Here is a 17,136-nt window from a genome sequence, read left to right on the forward strand (position 1 = left end):
TCAACACTGTCCATAATCAGCTTTCCAATTGATAACGGATGGGCAAGTCACGAATACGTTTGCCTGTCGCAGCAAAAATGGCATTACACAAAGCCGGTGCTATTGGTGGCAAACCGGGTTCGCCTACGCCGCCTAATGGTGTGTTGAAATCTTCCGATGGTAACAAGTGCACATGAATTTCACGGGGAGACTCATTCATTCGGGTGACTTGATAACCGTCAAAGTTATCTTCTTGTACGGCCCCGTCTTTAAAACTGATTTCTCCAACCATTGCCAGGCTGACACCCATAATGCAGGCACCTTCCATTTGCGAACGGATCCGTTCCGGATTTACTTGCGGGCCACAATCCACGGCAATATCGATTCTCGGAATGCTTAAATCACCATCTTCAGAAACTTCAACCTCAACTATTGCCGCCGTATAGGTAACAAAGCTGTAATGTGTCGCCAATCCCAATCCTCTACCAGCTGGTAAATCACGTCCCCAATTGGCTTTTTCGCAGACAGCTTCCACCACCCGGCGTAATCTTCCGGTATCCAGCGGATAAGCTTCCGGTGACTCGCCATAGTTCCACTCATCTTTCAGTTCAATCGGATCAATTTTTCTGGCTGGACCAATCAGTTCCAGTAAAAATGCTTTGTGATCCTGTTCCAGTTCGTTGGCCATTTCAGCGATAAACGATTGGATAGCAAAGGCTCGGGGAATATTGGCTACCGAACGGAACCAACCGATACGGGTGTGGGCTTTGGCGGCAGGATTTTCCAGTTGAATATTATCGATGGCAAAGGGAATATTCATCACCCCCATGCCCAGCTCGATCGGCATTTGATGCTCCGAAGCAGCATCAAAAGTTGAAGATATCGATGGGGCAACGGTACGATGCAGCCAAGCAGTGGTTTTGCCCTGCTCGTTTACCCCGGCTTCAAGATGTTCTATCGAAACGGTGTGGAGATAACCGTTATGCAAATCGTCTTCACGACTCCAGGTCACCTGAACTGCTCGTCCATCCATCGCTTTTGATAATAAAGCGGCTTCGACCAGATAGTCAGGTTTGGATTTTCGCCCAAAACCACCACCCAGCAGAGTGACATGGACGGTAACATCATCCGATGACATATCAAGCCATTTGGCAACGGTATCTCTGCCTGCCTGAGCGGCCTGTGTCGGTGCCCAGACTTCACATTTGCCATCCTGAATTCGGGCTGTAGCAACCGGAGGTTCCATCGGAGCCTGAGATAAATGCGGGACGTAATAATCTGCCTTAAAGGTCTTATCGGCAGTTTCCATGGCTTTAGTAATATCGCCGGTACTGCGCAGCACTTTGCCACCAGATTTTGAGCCCGCTTCCAGCATTTTCTGGCGATATTCGTCAGAGTTGTAGCTGACGTTTTCGCCATGATCCCACTCTATTTTCAGTTTTTCACGACCTTGCATTGCAGCCCAGGTGTTTTCTGCAATAACGGCAATCCCACCTAAAGGATTGAAAATTGCCGGTGGCGGACTACCTTTCAATGTGACCACTTTAATCACACCGGGGACCTTCATTGTCTCACTATCATCAAATGACTTAACTTTGCCGCCATAAACTGGCGGGCGAGCAATAACGGCATACGCCATGCCATCCAGCTGAATATCTATGCCGTAAATTGCTTTGCCGGTGACAATGTCCTCACCATCAATTAATTTGGTGGATTGTTTGCCGATATAGCGAAATTGATCCGCAGTTTTTAACTGCAGTTTTTCCCGTTCTGGCACATCTAGTTGTGAAGCGGCTTTCGCTAACTCACCATAACCCAGCGTTTTACCGGAAGGGCGGTGCTTGATTTGATGATTTTCAGCAAACACCTCGTCAACACTCACACCCCAATGTGCTGCGGCAGCCGCTTCCAGCATCATTCTGGCAGCAGCACCGACATTACGCATCGGCATAAAGAAGTGTCTTACGCTACGTGATCCGTCGGTATCCTGATTGCCGTAACGTTCTTCATCACCTGGTGCCTGAATAACCTTTACTCGACCCCAATCTGCTTCAAGTTCATCAGCAACCACCATTGGTAAACTGGTCCGCACGCCTTGCCCCATCTCTGATCGGTGAGAAACGATAGTCACGGTACCGTCTTCAGCAATTGCTACGAATATCAAAGGATTGTCCACCCAGCCATTTGGCATGGCGTCGCGACCATATTTGGGTGCTTCTTCACCTTCTGCAAAACCGACAAACGGCATACCCACCGCTAAAACAAAGCCGGTTAATGCAAAACCCTTCAATAGATTTCGACGACTGATATTGGTGATTTCAGTTTGTAAAGTTTCATTTTTAAGGGGCTTATTCATTGTGCGTCTCCACTTTTAGTGGCAGCCAATTTTATGGCATCACGGATCCGGTTATAGGTGCCACAGCGACAGATATTGCCACTCATCGCATTATCAATATCCGTATCACTGGGGTTGCTATTAGCACGTAACAAAGCTGTGGCTGAAACCACTTGGCCTGACTGACAATATCCACATTGGGGTACTCCCAGCTCCACCCAGGCTTGCTGTATCGCGCGGCCAACTTTATCTTCACTGACCGCTTCTATCGTAGTGATTTGTTTATCTTTGGCTGCACTAATTGGGGTGGAGCATGAACGGATGGGTTGTCCGTCGAGCATCACGGTACAAGCACCACATAATGCTTTACCACAACCAAATTTAGTGCCGGTCAAGCCCAGCACATCGCGTAAGGTCCAAAGAATCGGCATTTCTTCAGGCAAATTGACTTCATGACTTGCGCCATTGATCGATAATTTCATTGTGCTGTTCCTATGTGATCTAAAACTGAAAGGCCTACTCTGGCCCATTTGTAGCTGATAACGCTATCAGCTAAAGATTATCGTTTGATTAAGGACATTTACATTATAACAAAAAATGCCAATGTCATGGTCTAAATTTTGCTGAACTATGATCTAGTCACTATTGATTCAACCATACCATTTACAATCCGTGCAGCACCCTCTGTTTTTGTGCCCCTGAAGGTAGAGACTAACAGCTTGGCTTCGTTATAAGCGGTATCGATTTCCTGGCGAAACAATTCTCGAAAACGTTTACCCCCCATAACAAAAGATCCATGTTGTTGGGTGATTTGTTCAAAGATCTGGCTTTCCGTGACGTTATGATTTTGTACTATCAGCTGACCAGCCAATCGACTGAAAACGGGGACGGCCATCACAAAGGTAATCAGCTTATTTACTTCACGAGGGTTTCGCTGTTTCCAATATTGCGCATAAGAAGAAATTTTGCGAAAGGTTCGCCAATCAACATCGGATAAATGGCTTATTGGTCCGGAGGGCTGAGCACCATTGAACAAATGCTCCAGATCTACGCAAAACGCATGATAATCTGGCAATGCCGCGGAGGCTAACTGTGTAGCAATATTGGCAATATCCGCCTCCAACTCTTCACGCGGCGCTAATGTTCTGTCAAAAAAAATAACTGCCGAATGATATTGCAAGGTTTTGCTGTCCTGCCAAAAGCGAATCGCTTTCAGCTTTGGATGAAACTCCGCAATGACTGCCACTGATGCAAAAAGTTGATCTAATGTATCCATATCACCCAATCATTGACCGAGATAGTGCTATAAATACGTTGTGGGACAGAAAATCGCAAAAAATGTTCGAAAATAGTTGATGTCACCCATAAAAAACCCGGCTTAAATGCCGGGTTTTATCAGTTTTAAGCACGCAAGGTAATTACTTCAAAACGTTTAATGCTGCTTCATAATCAGGTTCATCAGCAGTTTCTGCGACCTGCTCGGTATAAATGACTTTACCATTTTCATCGATAACAACGACAGAGCGTGATAACAAACCTTTCAAGGGTCCAGTTTTGGCTGTCACGCCATAGTCTTCACCAAAACTGGAACGAAAGGCTGAACCTACCTCAACATTTTCCAGACCTTCGGCCCCGCAGAAACGCGCTAAAGCAAAGGGTAAATCTTTTGATATACAAATGACCGAAGTATTCTCGATTGCCGTCGCTTTTTTATTGAACTGACGAACGGACATTGCACAGGTATCAGTGTCAATAGATGGAAAAATGTTTAGAACAATCCGGCCTTTTATATCTGCCAAATTCAAATCTGATAAATCGCCTTTGACCACCGAAAAGTCAGGTGCTTTATCACCCACTTTTGGCAAATTGCCGACTGTCTCAAAAGCATTACCTTTCAATGTTACTGTTGCCATGATGTTTCTCCAGAGTTTAGTTTCAAACAGATCAGCGAGCCTACACCCAAGCGACTAGAAGTCAAATTCGCTTAAGCCGCTGATGAAAAATATTTCGCAGCTTTTTTAAATCACTTGCGTGATTTAATCTCTAAAAGTGGCTGAAATAAACCACCCAAACACCTTCTAAATTTATTACCTAAACAAAATCAATGACCTATATTTTTCGGCAGGTTTATTTAATGGGGAACTCATCGTGATAAAAACCATCTTCATAGTAGGATAACATCCCAAAACCTACCTTAATCTCAATTAAAACAAATAAAGGAGTGAGAATGGCTGATAACTTACGAAATAGCCGTGAGCGTTACGGCAAGGTAGCCCAATGGCTACATTGGATAATGGCTTTTTTAATTTTAGCGACTTACATCGCCATCTATTACCGGGCCTGGTTTACTGAACCAAGAACACCACCAAGTTCAATGGCATTACAGATCCATATGTCTTTGGGTTTTTACCTTTTCACTTTAGTCATACTTAGATTGATCTGGAAATTGACGAATAATAGCCCCGATCCTGTGGCCGGGCCTGCCTGGCAGCAAGCTTCTGCCCGCTGGACGCATAGACTGTTCTATGTTTTTCTGTTGTTGATGCCAATCACCGGTTATATCTTTGCGGGACTTGGTAATGAATTTTTCTACAACACTCCGATAGCTTTTGAATTGATACCCAAATTTTCTGATACCCAGGCTTTTCAGGCAATTGTAGTAAATGGTTTTGGCATTTCAGATGAGGCTTGGCGCGATGCTAGAGAGCCTTTTAAGGATTTTCATGTAATTGTTGGGGGAATCGTATTGGTAGCCCTGTTTGTATTACACATCGGTGCGGCGCTTTATCATCAATATGTATTACGTGATGGCACTTTGCACAGAATGACTCGCCAAGATTAATTGATGTTTTCATTCGCCACCGTTCAATGGTGGCGAATGACTTCAAATCAAAATTCGCTCACTCTGCTTCAACTAAAATTCTCTAGACCACAAAATTTAAATTAGCGTGAAATCTCCAATGTAAACAATTTGCTATACGTCAGAGGTTGTTTTTTATTACGACGGGCAAAATTCCCGTTATTGTCTGGTGTATAGTCGAAAAATCTTGTTTACGATGAATTCGGGAGGCAACATCTATGGCCAGCGTACTGAAAACCACTCATCACGGCGGTTGCCCACATGATTGCCCTGACACCTGTTCGATGGTCTACGAAGTCGAAAATGGCAAACTGATCTCGGTTCGTGGCAACCCTGAACATCCTATGACGCGAGGTGGCTTATGCGTCAAACTCAAAGACTACGAAAAACGTCATTATCATCCCGAACGTGTTTTACATCCCATGCGGCGTGTTGGACCGAAAGGCAGCGGTCAATTTGAGCAAATCAGTTGGGATGATGCATTAACGGAAATTACTGATCGCTGGAAAGCCATTATTGATGAATATGGTCCTCAGGCCATTATTCCTTACAGTTATCTCGGTAACCAAGGTTTGGTTCACGGTCTGAATGGTGGCGATGCATTTTTTAACAAAATGGGTGCCACCGTCTGCGAACGTACATTTTGTGGCGAAGGCTCATGTACAGCCTGGCTGTTAACTGTTGGGCCAACTGCAGGCGTAGATCCTGAAAGTTTTATTCATTCAAAATACATCATCATTTGGGGCTGTAATTCCGTCAGCACTAACCTGCATCACTGGCATATTGTTAAAGAGGCCCAGAAGCGTGGCGCCAAAGTCGTTGTGATTGATCCTTATAAATCCAAAACAGCTAAAGAAGCAGATTGGCATATCAGTCCTCGACCAGGAACCGATGGTGCATTGGCGATGGCGATGATGCACACCATTATTGAAGAAGGCTTGCAGGATCAGGAGTATGTTGATAGTTATACCATTGGGTTTACTGAATTAGCCGAGCGAGCTAAACAAAGAACTCCAGAATGGGCAGAAGAAATTACCGGAGTAAGCGCTCACGACATTCGCCAACTTGCTAGGGAATTTGCTACCACCCAACCAGCTGCTATTCGTCTTGGTGTGGCTTTGGAGCGTAACTATGGTGGCGGCCAAGCAATTCGAGCAATTAGCTGTTTACCGGCTCTGGTCGGAGCATGGCGGCATGTTGGTGGCGGTGCATTACAATTCCCAGTATGGGAACACCCTTATAAATTTGATGTTATCTGTCGCCCGGATTTGATTCCGGAAGGTACTCGAGTCATCAATGCGATTCAGATTGGTCGAGCGTTAACCAATGAAATGGATCTGGATATTCCGATCAAATCCATGATGTGCTGGAATGCCAACCCGGTTACTCAGGCAGCTGAAACAGACAAAATTGTGGCCGGGCTGATGCGCGATGATTTGTTTCTGGTTTCAGCCGAGCATTTTCTATCTGATACCGCTTCTTTTGCCGATATTGTCTTGCCTGCCTCAATGGGCGCTGAACTGGAAGATATGGTGTTGTCCTGGGGGCATCTCTACCTCACTTATAATGCAAAATGTGTTGATTCGCCGGGTGAAGCCCTTCCTAACAACGAAATCTTCCGTCGTCTTGCCGCGAAAATGGGTTATGAAGAAGAAAATTTCAAATGGACGGATAGTGAATGTTTGGAAAATTATGTTGATTGGGACTCTCCGGCCTGTGAGGGCATTGATTTAGCCTACCTGCGTGAACATGGTTATGCACGGCTCAATGTTGGTACAAAAGACAATCGTGCGCCCCACAAAGCCGGTAATTTCCCAACGGCTAGTGGTAAGTGTCATTTCCGGATTGATGATGCAACCAATTTTGTTGCCGGACCTTTCAGACAAATGTATGACGGTTTTCAGCCAGGTGAACCACTGGATAGCCTGCCAGATTATGTGGCTTCAAGAGAAACCCCACAGACAAACCCTGAGCTGGCAAAACGATTCCCGTTAAATATTATTTCACCGAAAAGCCATGGTTTTTTAAATTCCTGTTACGCCAATATGGATAACAAACTTAAAGCGCAAGGTGATCAATTCGTGATGATTAGTGCTGCAGATGCAGATTTACGGCAAATTCAGCACGGTGATAATGTTCGGGTATTTAATGATCGGGGAGGATTTGATGCTAAAGCTCAGATCACAGAAGATGTGGGCCCGGGCATTGTGGTGGCAACTTTAGGTTATTGGCGTCAGCGTAATAATGGCACCGTGAACTGCGTTAGTTCTGCAGAGTTTGTTGATATGGGACATGCCCCCACTTTTACCGATAATCTGGTACAAGTAGAGCGGATCGTTCAATAGAGCAAACCAAACAAAAGGACGGATAATTAAGTTATCCGTCCTTTACTTTTATTGTGTAGCTTCGTTGTTTTGACTGGCAACGGTTAATGCTTCTTCACGCTGCTCTATAGCCATTGTTTCCAACAATTTACCCATAGACTGCATCAGCCAATAACATGCATAAATACGGTCATAATATGCTTCGGTATAGGCAATTCCTGAGCTTAACAGCTCATTCTCACTGTCGAGTAAATCCAGCAGCGTACGTTGACCAATACGAAACTGAGCCGCATAGGCTTCGCGAGTTTTCTCAGCTGCTTCAACCCGTTGTTTTAGGCCCGGTAAGCGGCGTTCTGCATTTTCAAGCGCATTCCAGGCTAAACGAACATCCAACTCGATTTCACGTTGTGCACGATTAATCAGTTCTTTTTGCTGCTCGCTTAAATGTTCAATTTGTTCAATCCGAGCTTTATCTGCTCCGCCGTTCAGCAAGTTATATTGCAGGCGAAACATCGCATAAAGTCCTTTGTCATGGCCCGGCTCACCATCCAGATTGTTATTTGCTGATGCGCCTAAATCCAGATCTACACGTGGATGGAAAGCTGATTTTGCTGCATTTTCCTGTGCCAACGAAGCTTCATGGTTCGCTAGTGCTGTACGCAGAGTAGGATGTTGGTTGTAAGCAATTTTAACGGCATCATCCAATGTTGCTGGAGCTTGGTCACAGCAGCCATCACCGGGATTAGTGATGTTTTCCGGCATAGTTCCAACTACCCGCTGGAAGTTGGTTCTGGCATCTTCGACATTGCCGATCTGCGACTCAAGATTAGATTGTGACAACGCTAATCGAGCCTGTGCCTGATCGACATCTGCCCGACGACCAACACCACTCTCAGAGCGTTGCTCGATCTGGGAAAATATGGTTTGGTGTGACTCCAGGTTGGTTTGGGTCAGCTTTAAAAGATCCTGACGACGCAGTACATCCAGATAAGCGCCAATTGCTTGTAGGCTTCGCCGCTCGGATATATCCGTCACCGCAAATCCTGCAGAGTCGGCAGAAGCCGTGGTGCGGTCTACTTCACTTTTTGTATAAAAACCATCGTAGAGCATTTGTCTGGCTGTAATACTCGCCTCACCTCGTGTCAAACTTTCACTGCCAGGGCGTGTAGCGGGATTCTTGGTATATTCGCGACCATAGCCAAGATTCAAATCAACTCGCGGAGCATAACCTGCTCGAGCTTGATCAATTGTTTTATCAACACTCAAACGTCGATTAGCTTCGGCCAGAATTTCCGGGTTGCTTTGAATCGTTTGTTCGACGGCTTGAACCAAAGTCTGCGCCATAACCGGTGAATGAAATGCAGTTATGCCTGTAAATAGAGAAGTGCAAAGCGCCAATAATTTAAATTGTTTGTTCATCTGTCTAACACTCCAATCAGCGAACGTCTATTTCAACACGTCGATTTCTTACTTCAGCAACTTCATCGGCAGTCTCGATTAACAGCTCTGATTCGCCCATACATTTGGTAGTAATAATATTTTCGGGAATGCCGCGACGGATAAGCTCTTGGCGAACCCGTTCGGCCCGACGCTCTGACAAACCAATATTGTATTCTTCAGAACCCATCGTATCAGTATGTCCGATAACTATCGCCTCAGCAATTTGTCTGGCTCTTACTTCATCAAATACTTTTTGAGCAGCTATTTCCGATTCCGGTGTGAAAGTGCTGGTATCAAAAATGAAATATAAACGCGCTCGATAAGGCTCACGTGGCAATGCCGCGATTGCCGGCTCCATTTCAGGTTCAGGTTCAACTGGTAGGGCACAGAAAGGCGATTCACCCTCGGCTAACTCAACAGGTGCCTCTATTTGCTCGCGCATTTCTGAAGTAGGTGTTTTCGGCCCGAGTGTATTGACCGCGCTGCTATAACCGCTACAGCCAGACACTACGGTTACAATTATTAATAAAAATATAGTTCGGAATATATTTGTCAGCATCATGGCGCTTCTTTAGTAAGTGGATCGACTTTAACCGATAATGTTGAGCATGTAGCTGTCAGCGTTGACGTTGGGGTATGTACTTTAACGGATTGTGAATCTTTCGCGGCTAACTTTCCACCAACAACCGCCAAAGTGCCATTTTTTAGAGATAAATCAGCCCGCCCTAATTGCGTTTTACTATCAAACTGATAGTCATCAATAGAGAAACTGGTATCAGGTCCTGCGCCAATACGGGTATCGTCGCTAAACAAAATTCCTACGCTGCTATTTTGTTTGGTCTGCAACTTATCAGCAATAAAAACTTCATCCCCTAAAGCCAAGTTTATTAGCTCGCCTTCTGCGCGAAGCAGCTGCACTTTTCCGAGCATTGTTTTTACAACTCCCACACTTTGCGCAAATATTGCTGTGGGAAACAACAAAGATAATGGAAATAGCGCTAAAACTATTTTTTTGGACATCATATTCTTCATAACCATCCATTGGTTAAACCAGACTAATATCATTTTAAGTTTTATTTTCAATAAGCCTTAAAACCATCATTGCATGGCATCTGACGAAATAAAACCTTAACTATTACATTAAAACACGTGGTAAATGTAATCACCAACGACAAAGACAACTTTGTCACGTTTTTTTCAGCTTGACCATCCTTAAACGCAAAAAAGTGTTTGAACCAAATTATGGCTTATGAAGATGCAGTTATCGGAACCTAAATTATTTGCTTCAGTTTGACTGTTATTGAAATTATCGGCATAAATAGATCTAGGGTGAAGCTAAAATAATAAAAAATGTCGTGCTTATCGATAAGGTTGATTTATTTTCTAATTTTTAACCTTAGCACGCACGATTAGGTTGGACATTAGCTCCGGTCTTTTAAATCAAACTTCATTTATTTAAGGAAACCCGCATGAAACTTATAGCAGCATTTTTATCTTTGTTTTTTATCCTAGGTTTAACAGCCTGCAACACTATTGAAGGTGCCGGCAGAGATGTAGAAGCCGCTGGTGGCGCTGTAGAAGAATCTGCAAGAGAAAATAAAAACTACTAATCGTTAGGCAATGCCTTGTTGCTATTGTAGTTTAGTCAAACAATTAGCCCTGCTGAAGTTTTTCAAGCAGGGCTTTTTTACAGTCAAGGCCTTTTAATGCTTGAGTATCACATACAAGGCATGAATGATGCCTGGAATGAAGCCCAGTAAGGTTAGCAGAATACTTAGCCAAAAATGTCCTTTAAAACCTACTTCAAGAAACACACCTAATGGTGGAAATAATATAGCGAATAAAATTTTAATTGGGTCTGTTGCGGTAAAAGCCATGGTAATTACCTTTTATTTATTTAGTTATTATCAATTTATGTCACGAAAACATTATAGGCATCGCTCAATATTATTCTTTAACCTGTGTTTACTCTGGATGATCGCCTAGATCTTTTGTGTCTTCCCCCAACTCAATTAGTTGTTTTAAGTACACATAAATCAACATTTTAGGAAACGAAATGGATAGGCCAAACGAAAATCAATATCCCACACTAGATAATGAAACGTTGGAGATGGCACAAAAGCTATTTGAGCTGGTCCGACAGGGAAATACTGAAACCTTAGTTAAACCACTAGAAATGGGTTTGGCGCCGAACCTTAGAGACAGCAATGGTAACAGCCTGTTAATGCTCGCGTCCTACAATGGTCATGAAGAAATGACAAGATTGCTATTAAAGCACGGTGCTGATCCTGAATTAGCCAATTTACGTCATCAAACACCGCTTGCTGGAGTAGCTTTTAAAGGCTATACAACTATCGCGCAAATTCTTATAGAACATGGTGCCAACGTCAATGCTGTGACCCCAGACGGTAAAACACCACTTATGTTTGCTGCGATGTTCAATCAAGCTGAGGTCTTGCAACTTCTTTTAGATAATGGGGCCGATCCAGATTTATCAGCCGATGACGGTATGACAGCGCTTAAACTCGCTCACAATATGAACGCCCAGGATAGTATTCAAATATTGTCGACGGTGAGATAAAAATAAAAAACCCCAGTATTGAAAACAATACTGGGGTTTTAATTTAATTGGTGGGCCACCAGGACTCGAACCTGGGACCAAGGGATTATGAGTCTCCTGCTCTTTTTAGGGGTAAGCAAGAAGTTACCACTTGTTACCGTTAAATAACCTAAGTTTTATTTGTTCATGAGTATTTAATGATTTTTAGCCTGCTTGACAATGTGCTTATGCCATAATAAAGATACTACCATAACCTACTATAATTAAATTATGGCTACATCAAAGCTAGCACCTGTTCCTCAAAACCACGTTATTGTTACTCAATCCATTCAAGGGGTTTTGGGGTTAACCGTACCTGCTCTATATATAGAGGTAGATAAAAAGCCTGCGCTGGTTCAAAGCCTTATTACTTTCTTTATGCAACACCCGAACATGTCGCAGACATGGATGCGCGATCATTCAAGGGCGCTGGGTTTATTTTATGATTTTTGCCAAGCCGTATTCATAGCTGAGGAAATAAGTCTTAGTTATCGAGAGGTAATAGTTAAGTTTTTGTTAGCTATACAAAATGGCACAGTAGATCCAGTAACAGGAGATACAGTAATACAAGGTTTATATTGGCCTCCCACATCTGCTAGGAATGCAAGAAGATACATGAGTAAGATTCAGTATTTCACGAACTGGTGTGAAGCTAATGATTTGATTAGCCAAGGTTTTACAGTTAACAGCACTAAACCTTTATCAGAAATAAGTTATTTAAGTTACCTTCATCAAGCTGCCATGGCGAAGTCATTTAGCTTTTTTGGACATCTCATCAGAACAGAAGATCACGCAAAAAAACTAGCCCTAGAGGCATCTAAAAACATCATGGACTTTGGAAGAACAGCTTCCAAACCCAATGAAATAAAAAGAATGCCTGATAACATTTTGACAGCATTAATGAAAGATGGATTTGTAGTTGATCCCTCATCAAATATTCCATGGGAGCGTGAAGATATTACGGCGAAGCTGGTCACCCTCCTATTAGCTTTTGGAGGAACACGTGTTTCAGAGCCCATGCACCTCTGGTTTAACGATGTAATCCCGCAGTTAGACGGCTCAACAAAAGTCTTATTGCGACACCCCTCTGACTCACTCACCTTCATGGTGGGAGAAAAAAATATTAAGCGAAATCAATACCTGGCTGAAAGAGGACTGTTTCCTAGAAACCACAACCAAGCGCGGGGTTCATACCATGCTGGTTGGAAAAGCTTAGCCGTTGATTCAAATATGCAGGCGGCAATATTCTGGATACATCCATCTGCAGAAAATGTTTTTAGAGAGCTATACATCATCTATATGAAGCACTTTCGACCGATGATGATGACTTCTAGGAAAATAAAGGGTGGCTTCGATCATCCATTTCTTTTCGTAAATAAATGGAATGGAGATGTTGGTGCTCCATATAGCATCAGCTCGTATGAAGAGGCTTTAAAAAGAGCTTATTCAAGGTTAAATAGACTATATGGACATAACATCAAGTATGGTAAGTATTATGGGACAACCCCACATTCAATGCGACATTACTATGCAAAAGCATTGAAGTCACTGGGTATTGATGACAAGTCTGTTCAAAAATGCCTTCGACATAGAAGCGTTCTCTCTCAATCCATCTATACTGAACCCGACTCTGATGAAATTTTTATGGCATTAGATAAAGCAAAAGAGAAGATCGAGTCAGGTCAATGCTTAACAATTTCATCAGAGACAATTCGAGTTCTGGAAAGTATATAAGGTGATACATGGATCCCAAATTAAAAAAACTAACTGGCGAGTTTTTTTATTTATTGACAAACTGGATTGCGATTCAGTGAGGGGACTTAGGGCTTTTTATGATGGAAAGGATGACGAATACCCAATACGAGACTTATTAGTTTTTTATGGAGACCTTAATCATAAAGAAAAACAGAATATATTTATCAGAATTAGAGATACAGAGTATGGATTCGTAAAAGAGGTTATCGACACATTAAAGAACAAAGAGCTTCTCAATTACAAAAGCGGAAAACCAACTTCTATAAACTCATATGAAAATAATACTGTGAGATTTGCAGCCCTAGTTTTGAAATATTACGGGCTAAAAACCATCAGAGATTTTCCAATTGAGATATGGAAAGATATTCAAAACAATATCGTTAATTCAAGTTTAGCACCAAGAGAAGGATTAAAAGAAGGAATGATAACTCCTGTCCGACATTTTAAAGGGGTTATTTCAGCCAACTCGAATACTCGATACTCTCTGAATATAAATGTTAAAGGATCTAATCGGAATCAAAAAAGTACCTCTGCTGAAATCTGGAAAGAGAAAGATGGTATCTATGCTACTTGGATTACTCTTTATGAGAGCTGGAAGCATACTTTAAATATAAAAAATATACGTTCCCATAACACAGCGATTAACTACTTTCTTACGTTCTTGGATGAAATGAATGAAACTTCCGAGCCCTTAGTTTTTCTTTCAAATGATAAGAGAAAGTGTTATTGGGCTTGGCTAAATCAGCGCTCAAAAAATGAATTGGATGAAAGGTACAAGAGACAATATGCAACGATAGCTTATGAGTTTACAGAGTGGTTAATTAGAGATAATTCCGCTAATTTCGAAGATAGTCATATTGTGTTTATGCCAAAGCCCTTATTTTCAAGTGCAGCTCTCTTCGAGATCAATAGAACTCGAGTAAAGGGGGAAAAACATTTTGAAACAGTCAAGAACATTCTCCCAACCAAATGGGTTCAACTTCTAAAAACTATATTGACAGAAAATGATTACGCCTGGCCTAAAAGCTTGGATTGGACATGGTTTAAGAAGGATGGGGGAATGGTTTGGGATCCTACATTCACTCATTTATATCGACTAATGCTAGAAATCCCCATACGTAAAATCCAGGCTGCCGCTTTGGATTCTGGTGAAGGTGATGACTATGTATGGGATTTTAAGAATGAAAAATGGATTCCAAACTCGGGTAATAATTCAAGTTACTGGTCTACTAATTACAAAGAAAAATTTGGCCGAGGCGTAATTAGAAGAGATTTTTCAGGCAAACAAGAATCTACGGTTCTCTATATCAACACAAACAAGACTCAAGATAAAGACAAGGGTTTTGGTTCTGATTCTGGTTATACAATCAAATGGCACAACCCTGATATTATTTCTATCATAAATGAAATGAGAGAATGGCAAGAAGCTAATAATCCAATTGTCGGACCCACCTCTTATCGATCATTGCCTTCTAATACATTTTCTGACAATCCAACTGAAAGAGTAAAAGATTCGATACCAGATAGATTTTATCTTTTTCGTTCCCCGAGTAACAATGAGGCTCAACAATTTTCAAATCAGGCGCCACCTGCAGACTATCTATTGTTTAAGTTTTGGCATTATCTTATGAATGAACTTGAAACACGGCTCAGAGCTCAGGGTGAGGATATAAAAATCACTCTTGGGTGGAGCGGAAAACATCCAAACAAATCAGTTTTCACCCCTCATGGGTTAAGGGCTACAGGTATTACTGCATTTTTTGAAGCAGGAGTTCCTATAGAAGTTTTATCTAAAATCGTTGCCGGACATGCCGTCGTTCTTCACACCTTACATTATGTGAAGTTTCACTCTGCACACATAACACAAATACTTAATTCTGCAAGGTTAAAATCAGAAAGAGAAGAACAGGGAAACTTTAATAATTTTTTAAAACAGGATGCATGGGATGATGTATACAAGTATTCAGCATTTAATCATGAAGAAACATTGAAAAATGTATGGATGAATGGAACTTCTACCATGTTCGAAAATCGCCAAATAGGCACTTGTCCTAACTCAGGTACTCTGTGCGATATTGGTGGTGAGCCAATAAGACAAGACAGGCATGGAGGAACAACCTTTGGGATGGTGCCCGGAGGAAGTGGCAACTGTGTCAGATGCAGATTCTTCATTACAGGGGCACCATTTTTGGCCCCGCTTTGGCTAAAAGTAAATAAAGACCTTGCAGATGCCCACAAGCAATCAAAAGAGTTAGCTGAGATTGATGATAAATATAACGCATTGCTAAAAGAGCGATATGTAATAAAGAAAGAGCATGGTGCTTCAGCAATAACCCAAGAGCTTAATTCTAATATAAAACAACATGAATCACTTATAGATAAGAAGACTAGGGATCTTGATATGATTCTTAACAATGCTCACGCCGGTTCCATACTTTTAGAAAAGGTCAAAGAGTTAATATCGGAAAACTATACGGAAGAATCATTTCCTGCAATGCTCGATACTGGTTCAAGAGATAAAGATGAGTGGCTAGAAGTTGCTGAATTTACTAAAAATGATTTCCTTGTTCAAGCTAGCAGGCACTATCCATTTATTAAGGATGAAGAGGTTGAAATGAGGCGAAATCATTTCTTAGATCAAGTCATGTTTAATATTGGTATGGCTCCTATAACTCTGAGTCCACTTAGTAAGAAGGAGAAGGAGATGGCGAGTGATATGGCAAGCAAGTATCTAACAATGAAGCTTTCTCAAAAAGAACTACATGCGCTTGAAACTAATAGTATTACCTTGGAACAACTTGGAATTGGTAAAGAGTTAAAAAATGGGCTTTCTAACCCATTTAGTGACAATAACTTTATAAGTCTTGAAGGTGAATAATCAGTGAATGAAGCAAATATAAAAAAGCAAGAAATTGATAATAAACTAGAAGAATTCTTCACCAATTATTCACCTTTAAAACGTTCTAAGCTAAAAGCATTTAGTGATGTCTGTGAAAGGCTCGTCAAGCTAAAAGCCCAACTTAAAGCAACAACAATCTCAAGAGAAATGACAAACAATGGCTTTTCAATTGCTACGCAAAGCATTTACAACAAGACAAGCGTTGAAAATCCATACAGAACATTATTGGAGCTATGGCAAGAATATTCTGAGCTAAGCAATTCTAAAACACCGGTTAACATCTCTACTCAGAATGCAGGAGGCAAAGAGTTTGTCACGGATGAAGACTTATCTTCCATTAAAGACCCTGCCCTAAGGTACAGAATATCTCTGATGCTAGCAGAAACAAGAGGGCTCAGAAAGCAGAACGATATGTTGAAACAGATTAAGGATATGAACTTCATACAAAGTGTCCCGGAGAACCTCATTGGTAGTAAAGCGGCTGAAAAGATCATTCTTGATAAACATGACTTAGACAATCTTGAAGGATTTATAAACTCGAGCCCCTTTGTTTACTTTGATGATGATGGAAGAGGAATTTCGAAAAAGCCAATTCCAAAAGAGACTGCAATAACTGACTTCGGCTTTAGAGAAGCGATCATTAAAATTCTTAATAGCTACAATCGTGGAGACTAGTCTAATATTACTGATGCCATAATCTTATAAGGTAGAGAAAGGCCGTTTCGCGAAACTTATGAAATGAGCTTCATTATGGCAATTCCAGGAGATCCTTTTGATTTATTATGAGAGATGAATAACATAATCTTATTATATTCGCCGGGTTCTACCCCGATTTTGCGGACACTTCAAAGAAGCCTGATAATGGGCAAAAGGAGTGTTTATGTCGAAGAGAAGAAAATACAGTCCGGAGTTCAAACGTGGTGCAGTTGAACAGACCCTGCAGCC

15 protein-coding genes are annotated in these 17,136 nt (G+C 41.9%); 7 read left to right on the top strand and 8 right to left on the bottom strand.

Annotated features, from left to right (window positions below):
* Positions 1 to 16: 16 nt before the first annotated feature.
* The 4 genes from E8Q33_RS12160 to tpx all read right to left on the bottom strand — a co-directional run bounded on the left by E8Q33_RS12160 (position 17) and on the right by tpx (position 4,227).
* Complete coding sequence (locus E8Q33_RS12160; RefSeq protein WP_136555022.1) at positions 17 to 2,335, bottom strand: xanthine dehydrogenase family protein molybdopterin-binding subunit; 2,319 nt, start codon at positions 2,333 to 2,335, stop codon at positions 17 to 19.
* Complete coding sequence (locus E8Q33_RS12165; protein ID WP_136555024.1) at positions 2,332 to 2,796, bottom strand: (2Fe-2S)-binding protein; 465 nt, start codon at positions 2,794 to 2,796, stop codon at positions 2,332 to 2,334. The genes E8Q33_RS12160 and E8Q33_RS12165 overlap by 4 nt, the downstream gene beginning before the upstream one ends.
* A 146-nt stretch (positions 2,797 to 2,942) precedes the next feature.
* On the bottom strand, positions 2,943 to 3,590 hold the full coding sequence (locus E8Q33_RS12170; RefSeq protein ID WP_069296972.1) for a hypothetical protein: 648 nt from the start codon (positions 3,588 to 3,590) through the stop codon (positions 2,943 to 2,945).
* A gap of 142 nt (positions 3,591 to 3,732) precedes the next feature.
* Positions 3,733 to 4,227, bottom strand: coding sequence for a thiol peroxidase (tpx, locus tag E8Q33_RS12175; RefSeq protein ID WP_136555026.1), 495 nt, complete (start codon positions 4,225 to 4,227; stop codon positions 3,733 to 3,735).
* 314 nt (positions 4,228 to 4,541) lie between these two features.
* Here tpx and E8Q33_RS12180 point away from each other — a divergent pair, with 314 nt between their 5' ends.
* Together E8Q33_RS12180 and E8Q33_RS12185 are read left to right on the top strand one after the other, a co-directional pair.
* Positions 4,542 to 5,156 (top strand): cytochrome b, encoded by a 615-nt coding sequence (locus tag E8Q33_RS12180; protein WP_136555028.1) that lies wholly within the window; start codon positions 4,542 to 4,544, stop codon positions 5,154 to 5,156.
* A 236-nt stretch (positions 5,157 to 5,392) separates the two neighbouring features.
* Positions 5,393 to 7,519: a molybdopterin-dependent oxidoreductase gene (locus tag E8Q33_RS12185; RefSeq protein WP_136555031.1), complete on the top strand. Its 2,127-nt coding sequence runs from the start codon at positions 5,393 to 5,395 to the stop codon at positions 7,517 to 7,519.
* A 48-nt stretch (positions 7,520 to 7,567) separates the two neighbouring features.
* On the opposite strand, the gene E8Q33_RS12190 is transcribed toward E8Q33_RS12185, so the two are convergent.
* The 3 genes from E8Q33_RS12190 to E8Q33_RS12200 are packed head-to-tail and all read right to left on the bottom strand — an operon-like array spanning position 7,568 to position 9,970.
* A complete protein-coding gene (locus E8Q33_RS12190; protein WP_136555033.1) occupies positions 7,568 to 8,917 on the bottom strand; it encodes a TolC family outer membrane protein in 1,350 nt (449 codons plus the stop codon).
* A gap of 16 nt (positions 8,918 to 8,933) precedes the next feature.
* Positions 8,934 to 9,500, bottom strand: a complete 567-nt coding sequence (locus E8Q33_RS12195) for an OmpA family protein (protein ID WP_136555034.1) — start codon at positions 9,498 to 9,500, stop codon at positions 8,934 to 8,936.
* On the bottom strand, positions 9,497 to 9,970 hold the full coding sequence (locus E8Q33_RS12200; protein WP_245652164.1) for a FecR domain-containing protein: 474 nt from the start codon (positions 9,968 to 9,970) through the stop codon (positions 9,497 to 9,499). Before E8Q33_RS12200 ends, E8Q33_RS12195 begins: the two co-directional genes overlap by 4 nt.
* Before the next feature lie 437 nt (positions 9,971 to 10,407).
* Here E8Q33_RS12200 and E8Q33_RS12205 point away from each other — a divergent pair, with 437 nt between their 5' ends.
* A complete protein-coding gene (locus E8Q33_RS12205) occupies positions 10,408 to 10,548 on the top strand; it encodes an entericidin A/B family lipoprotein (RefSeq protein ID WP_069294922.1) in 141 nt (46 codons plus the stop codon).
* Positions 10,549 to 10,641: 93 nt separating this feature from the next.
* Here the strand turns inward: E8Q33_RS12205 and E8Q33_RS12210 are convergent, their stop codons facing one another.
* Positions 10,642 to 10,815, bottom strand: a complete 174-nt coding sequence (locus E8Q33_RS12210; protein ID WP_136555036.1) for a YqaE/Pmp3 family membrane protein — start codon at positions 10,813 to 10,815, stop codon at positions 10,642 to 10,644.
* Positions 10,816 to 10,994: 179 nt separating this feature from the next.
* On the opposite strand from E8Q33_RS12210, the gene E8Q33_RS12215 reads away from it, so the two are divergent.
* The 4 genes from E8Q33_RS12215 to gmtX all read left to right on the top strand — a co-directional run bounded on the left by E8Q33_RS12215 (position 10,995) and on the right by gmtX (position 16,866).
* A complete protein-coding gene (locus E8Q33_RS12215) occupies positions 10,995 to 11,519 on the top strand; it encodes an ankyrin repeat domain-containing protein (protein ID WP_136555038.1) in 525 nt (174 codons plus the stop codon).
* Between the two features lie 249 nt (positions 11,520 to 11,768).
* Positions 11,769 to 13,271 (top strand): site-specific integrase, encoded by a 1,503-nt coding sequence (locus tag E8Q33_RS12220; protein WP_136555040.1) that lies wholly within the window; start codon positions 11,769 to 11,771, stop codon positions 13,269 to 13,271.
* Position 13,272: 1 nt separating this feature from the next.
* Positions 13,273 to 16,170: a VPA1269 family protein gene (locus E8Q33_RS12225; protein ID WP_136555042.1), complete on the top strand. Its 2,898-nt coding sequence runs from the start codon at positions 13,273 to 13,275 to the stop codon at positions 16,168 to 16,170.
* A gap of 3 nt (positions 16,171 to 16,173) precedes the next feature.
* On the top strand, positions 16,174 to 16,866 hold the full coding sequence (gene gmtX / locus E8Q33_RS12230) for a gamma-mobile-trio protein GmtX (RefSeq protein WP_136555044.1): 693 nt from the start codon (positions 16,174 to 16,176) through the stop codon (positions 16,864 to 16,866).
* Positions 16,867 to 17,136 lie beyond the last annotated feature (270 nt).

This window comes from Methylophaga sp. SB9B, assembly GCF_004832235.1.
GTDB lineage: Bacteria > Pseudomonadota > Gammaproteobacteria > Nitrosococcales > Methylophagaceae > Methylophaga > Methylophaga muralis.

Excerpts from the sequence above, each read along its gene's own strand:
- E8Q33_RS12160 (WP_136555022.1), bottom strand. The coding sequence starts at position 2,335 with ATGAATAAGCCCCTTAAAAATGAAACTTTACAAACTGAAATCACCAAT.
- E8Q33_RS12165 (WP_136555024.1), bottom strand. The coding sequence starts at position 2,796 with ATGAAATTATCGATCAATGGCGCAAGTCATGAAGTCAATTTGCCTGAA.
- E8Q33_RS12170 (WP_069296972.1), bottom strand. The coding sequence starts at position 3,590 with ATGGATACATTAGATCAACTTTTTGCATCAGTGGCAGTCATTGCGGAG.
- tpx (WP_136555026.1), bottom strand. The coding sequence starts at position 4,227 with ATGGCAACAGTAACATTGAAAGGTAATGCTTTTGAGACAGTCGGCAAT.
- E8Q33_RS12180 (WP_136555028.1), top strand. The coding sequence starts at position 4,542 with ATGGCTGATAACTTACGAAATAGCCGTGAGCGTTACGGCAAGGTAGCC.
- E8Q33_RS12185 (WP_136555031.1), top strand. The coding sequence starts at position 5,393 with ATGGCCAGCGTACTGAAAACCACTCATCACGGCGGTTGCCCACATGAT.
- E8Q33_RS12190 (WP_136555033.1), bottom strand. The coding sequence starts at position 8,917 with ATGAACAAACAATTTAAATTATTGGCGCTTTGCACTTCTCTATTTACA.
- E8Q33_RS12195 (WP_136555034.1), bottom strand. The coding sequence starts at position 9,500 with ATGATGCTGACAAATATATTCCGAACTATATTTTTATTAATAATTGTA.
- E8Q33_RS12200 (WP_245652164.1), bottom strand. The coding sequence starts at position 9,970 with ATGAAGAATATGATGTCCAAAAAAATAGTTTTAGCGCTATTTCCATTA.
- E8Q33_RS12205 (WP_069294922.1), top strand. The coding sequence starts at position 10,408 with ATGAAACTTATAGCAGCATTTTTATCTTTGTTTTTTATCCTAGGTTTA.
- E8Q33_RS12210 (WP_136555036.1), bottom strand. The coding sequence starts at position 10,815 with ATGGCTTTTACCGCAACAGACCCAATTAAAATTTTATTCGCTATATTA.
- E8Q33_RS12215 (WP_136555038.1), top strand. The coding sequence starts at position 10,995 with ATGGATAGGCCAAACGAAAATCAATATCCCACACTAGATAATGAAACG.
- E8Q33_RS12220 (WP_136555040.1), top strand. The coding sequence starts at position 11,769 with ATGGCTACATCAAAGCTAGCACCTGTTCCTCAAAACCACGTTATTGTT.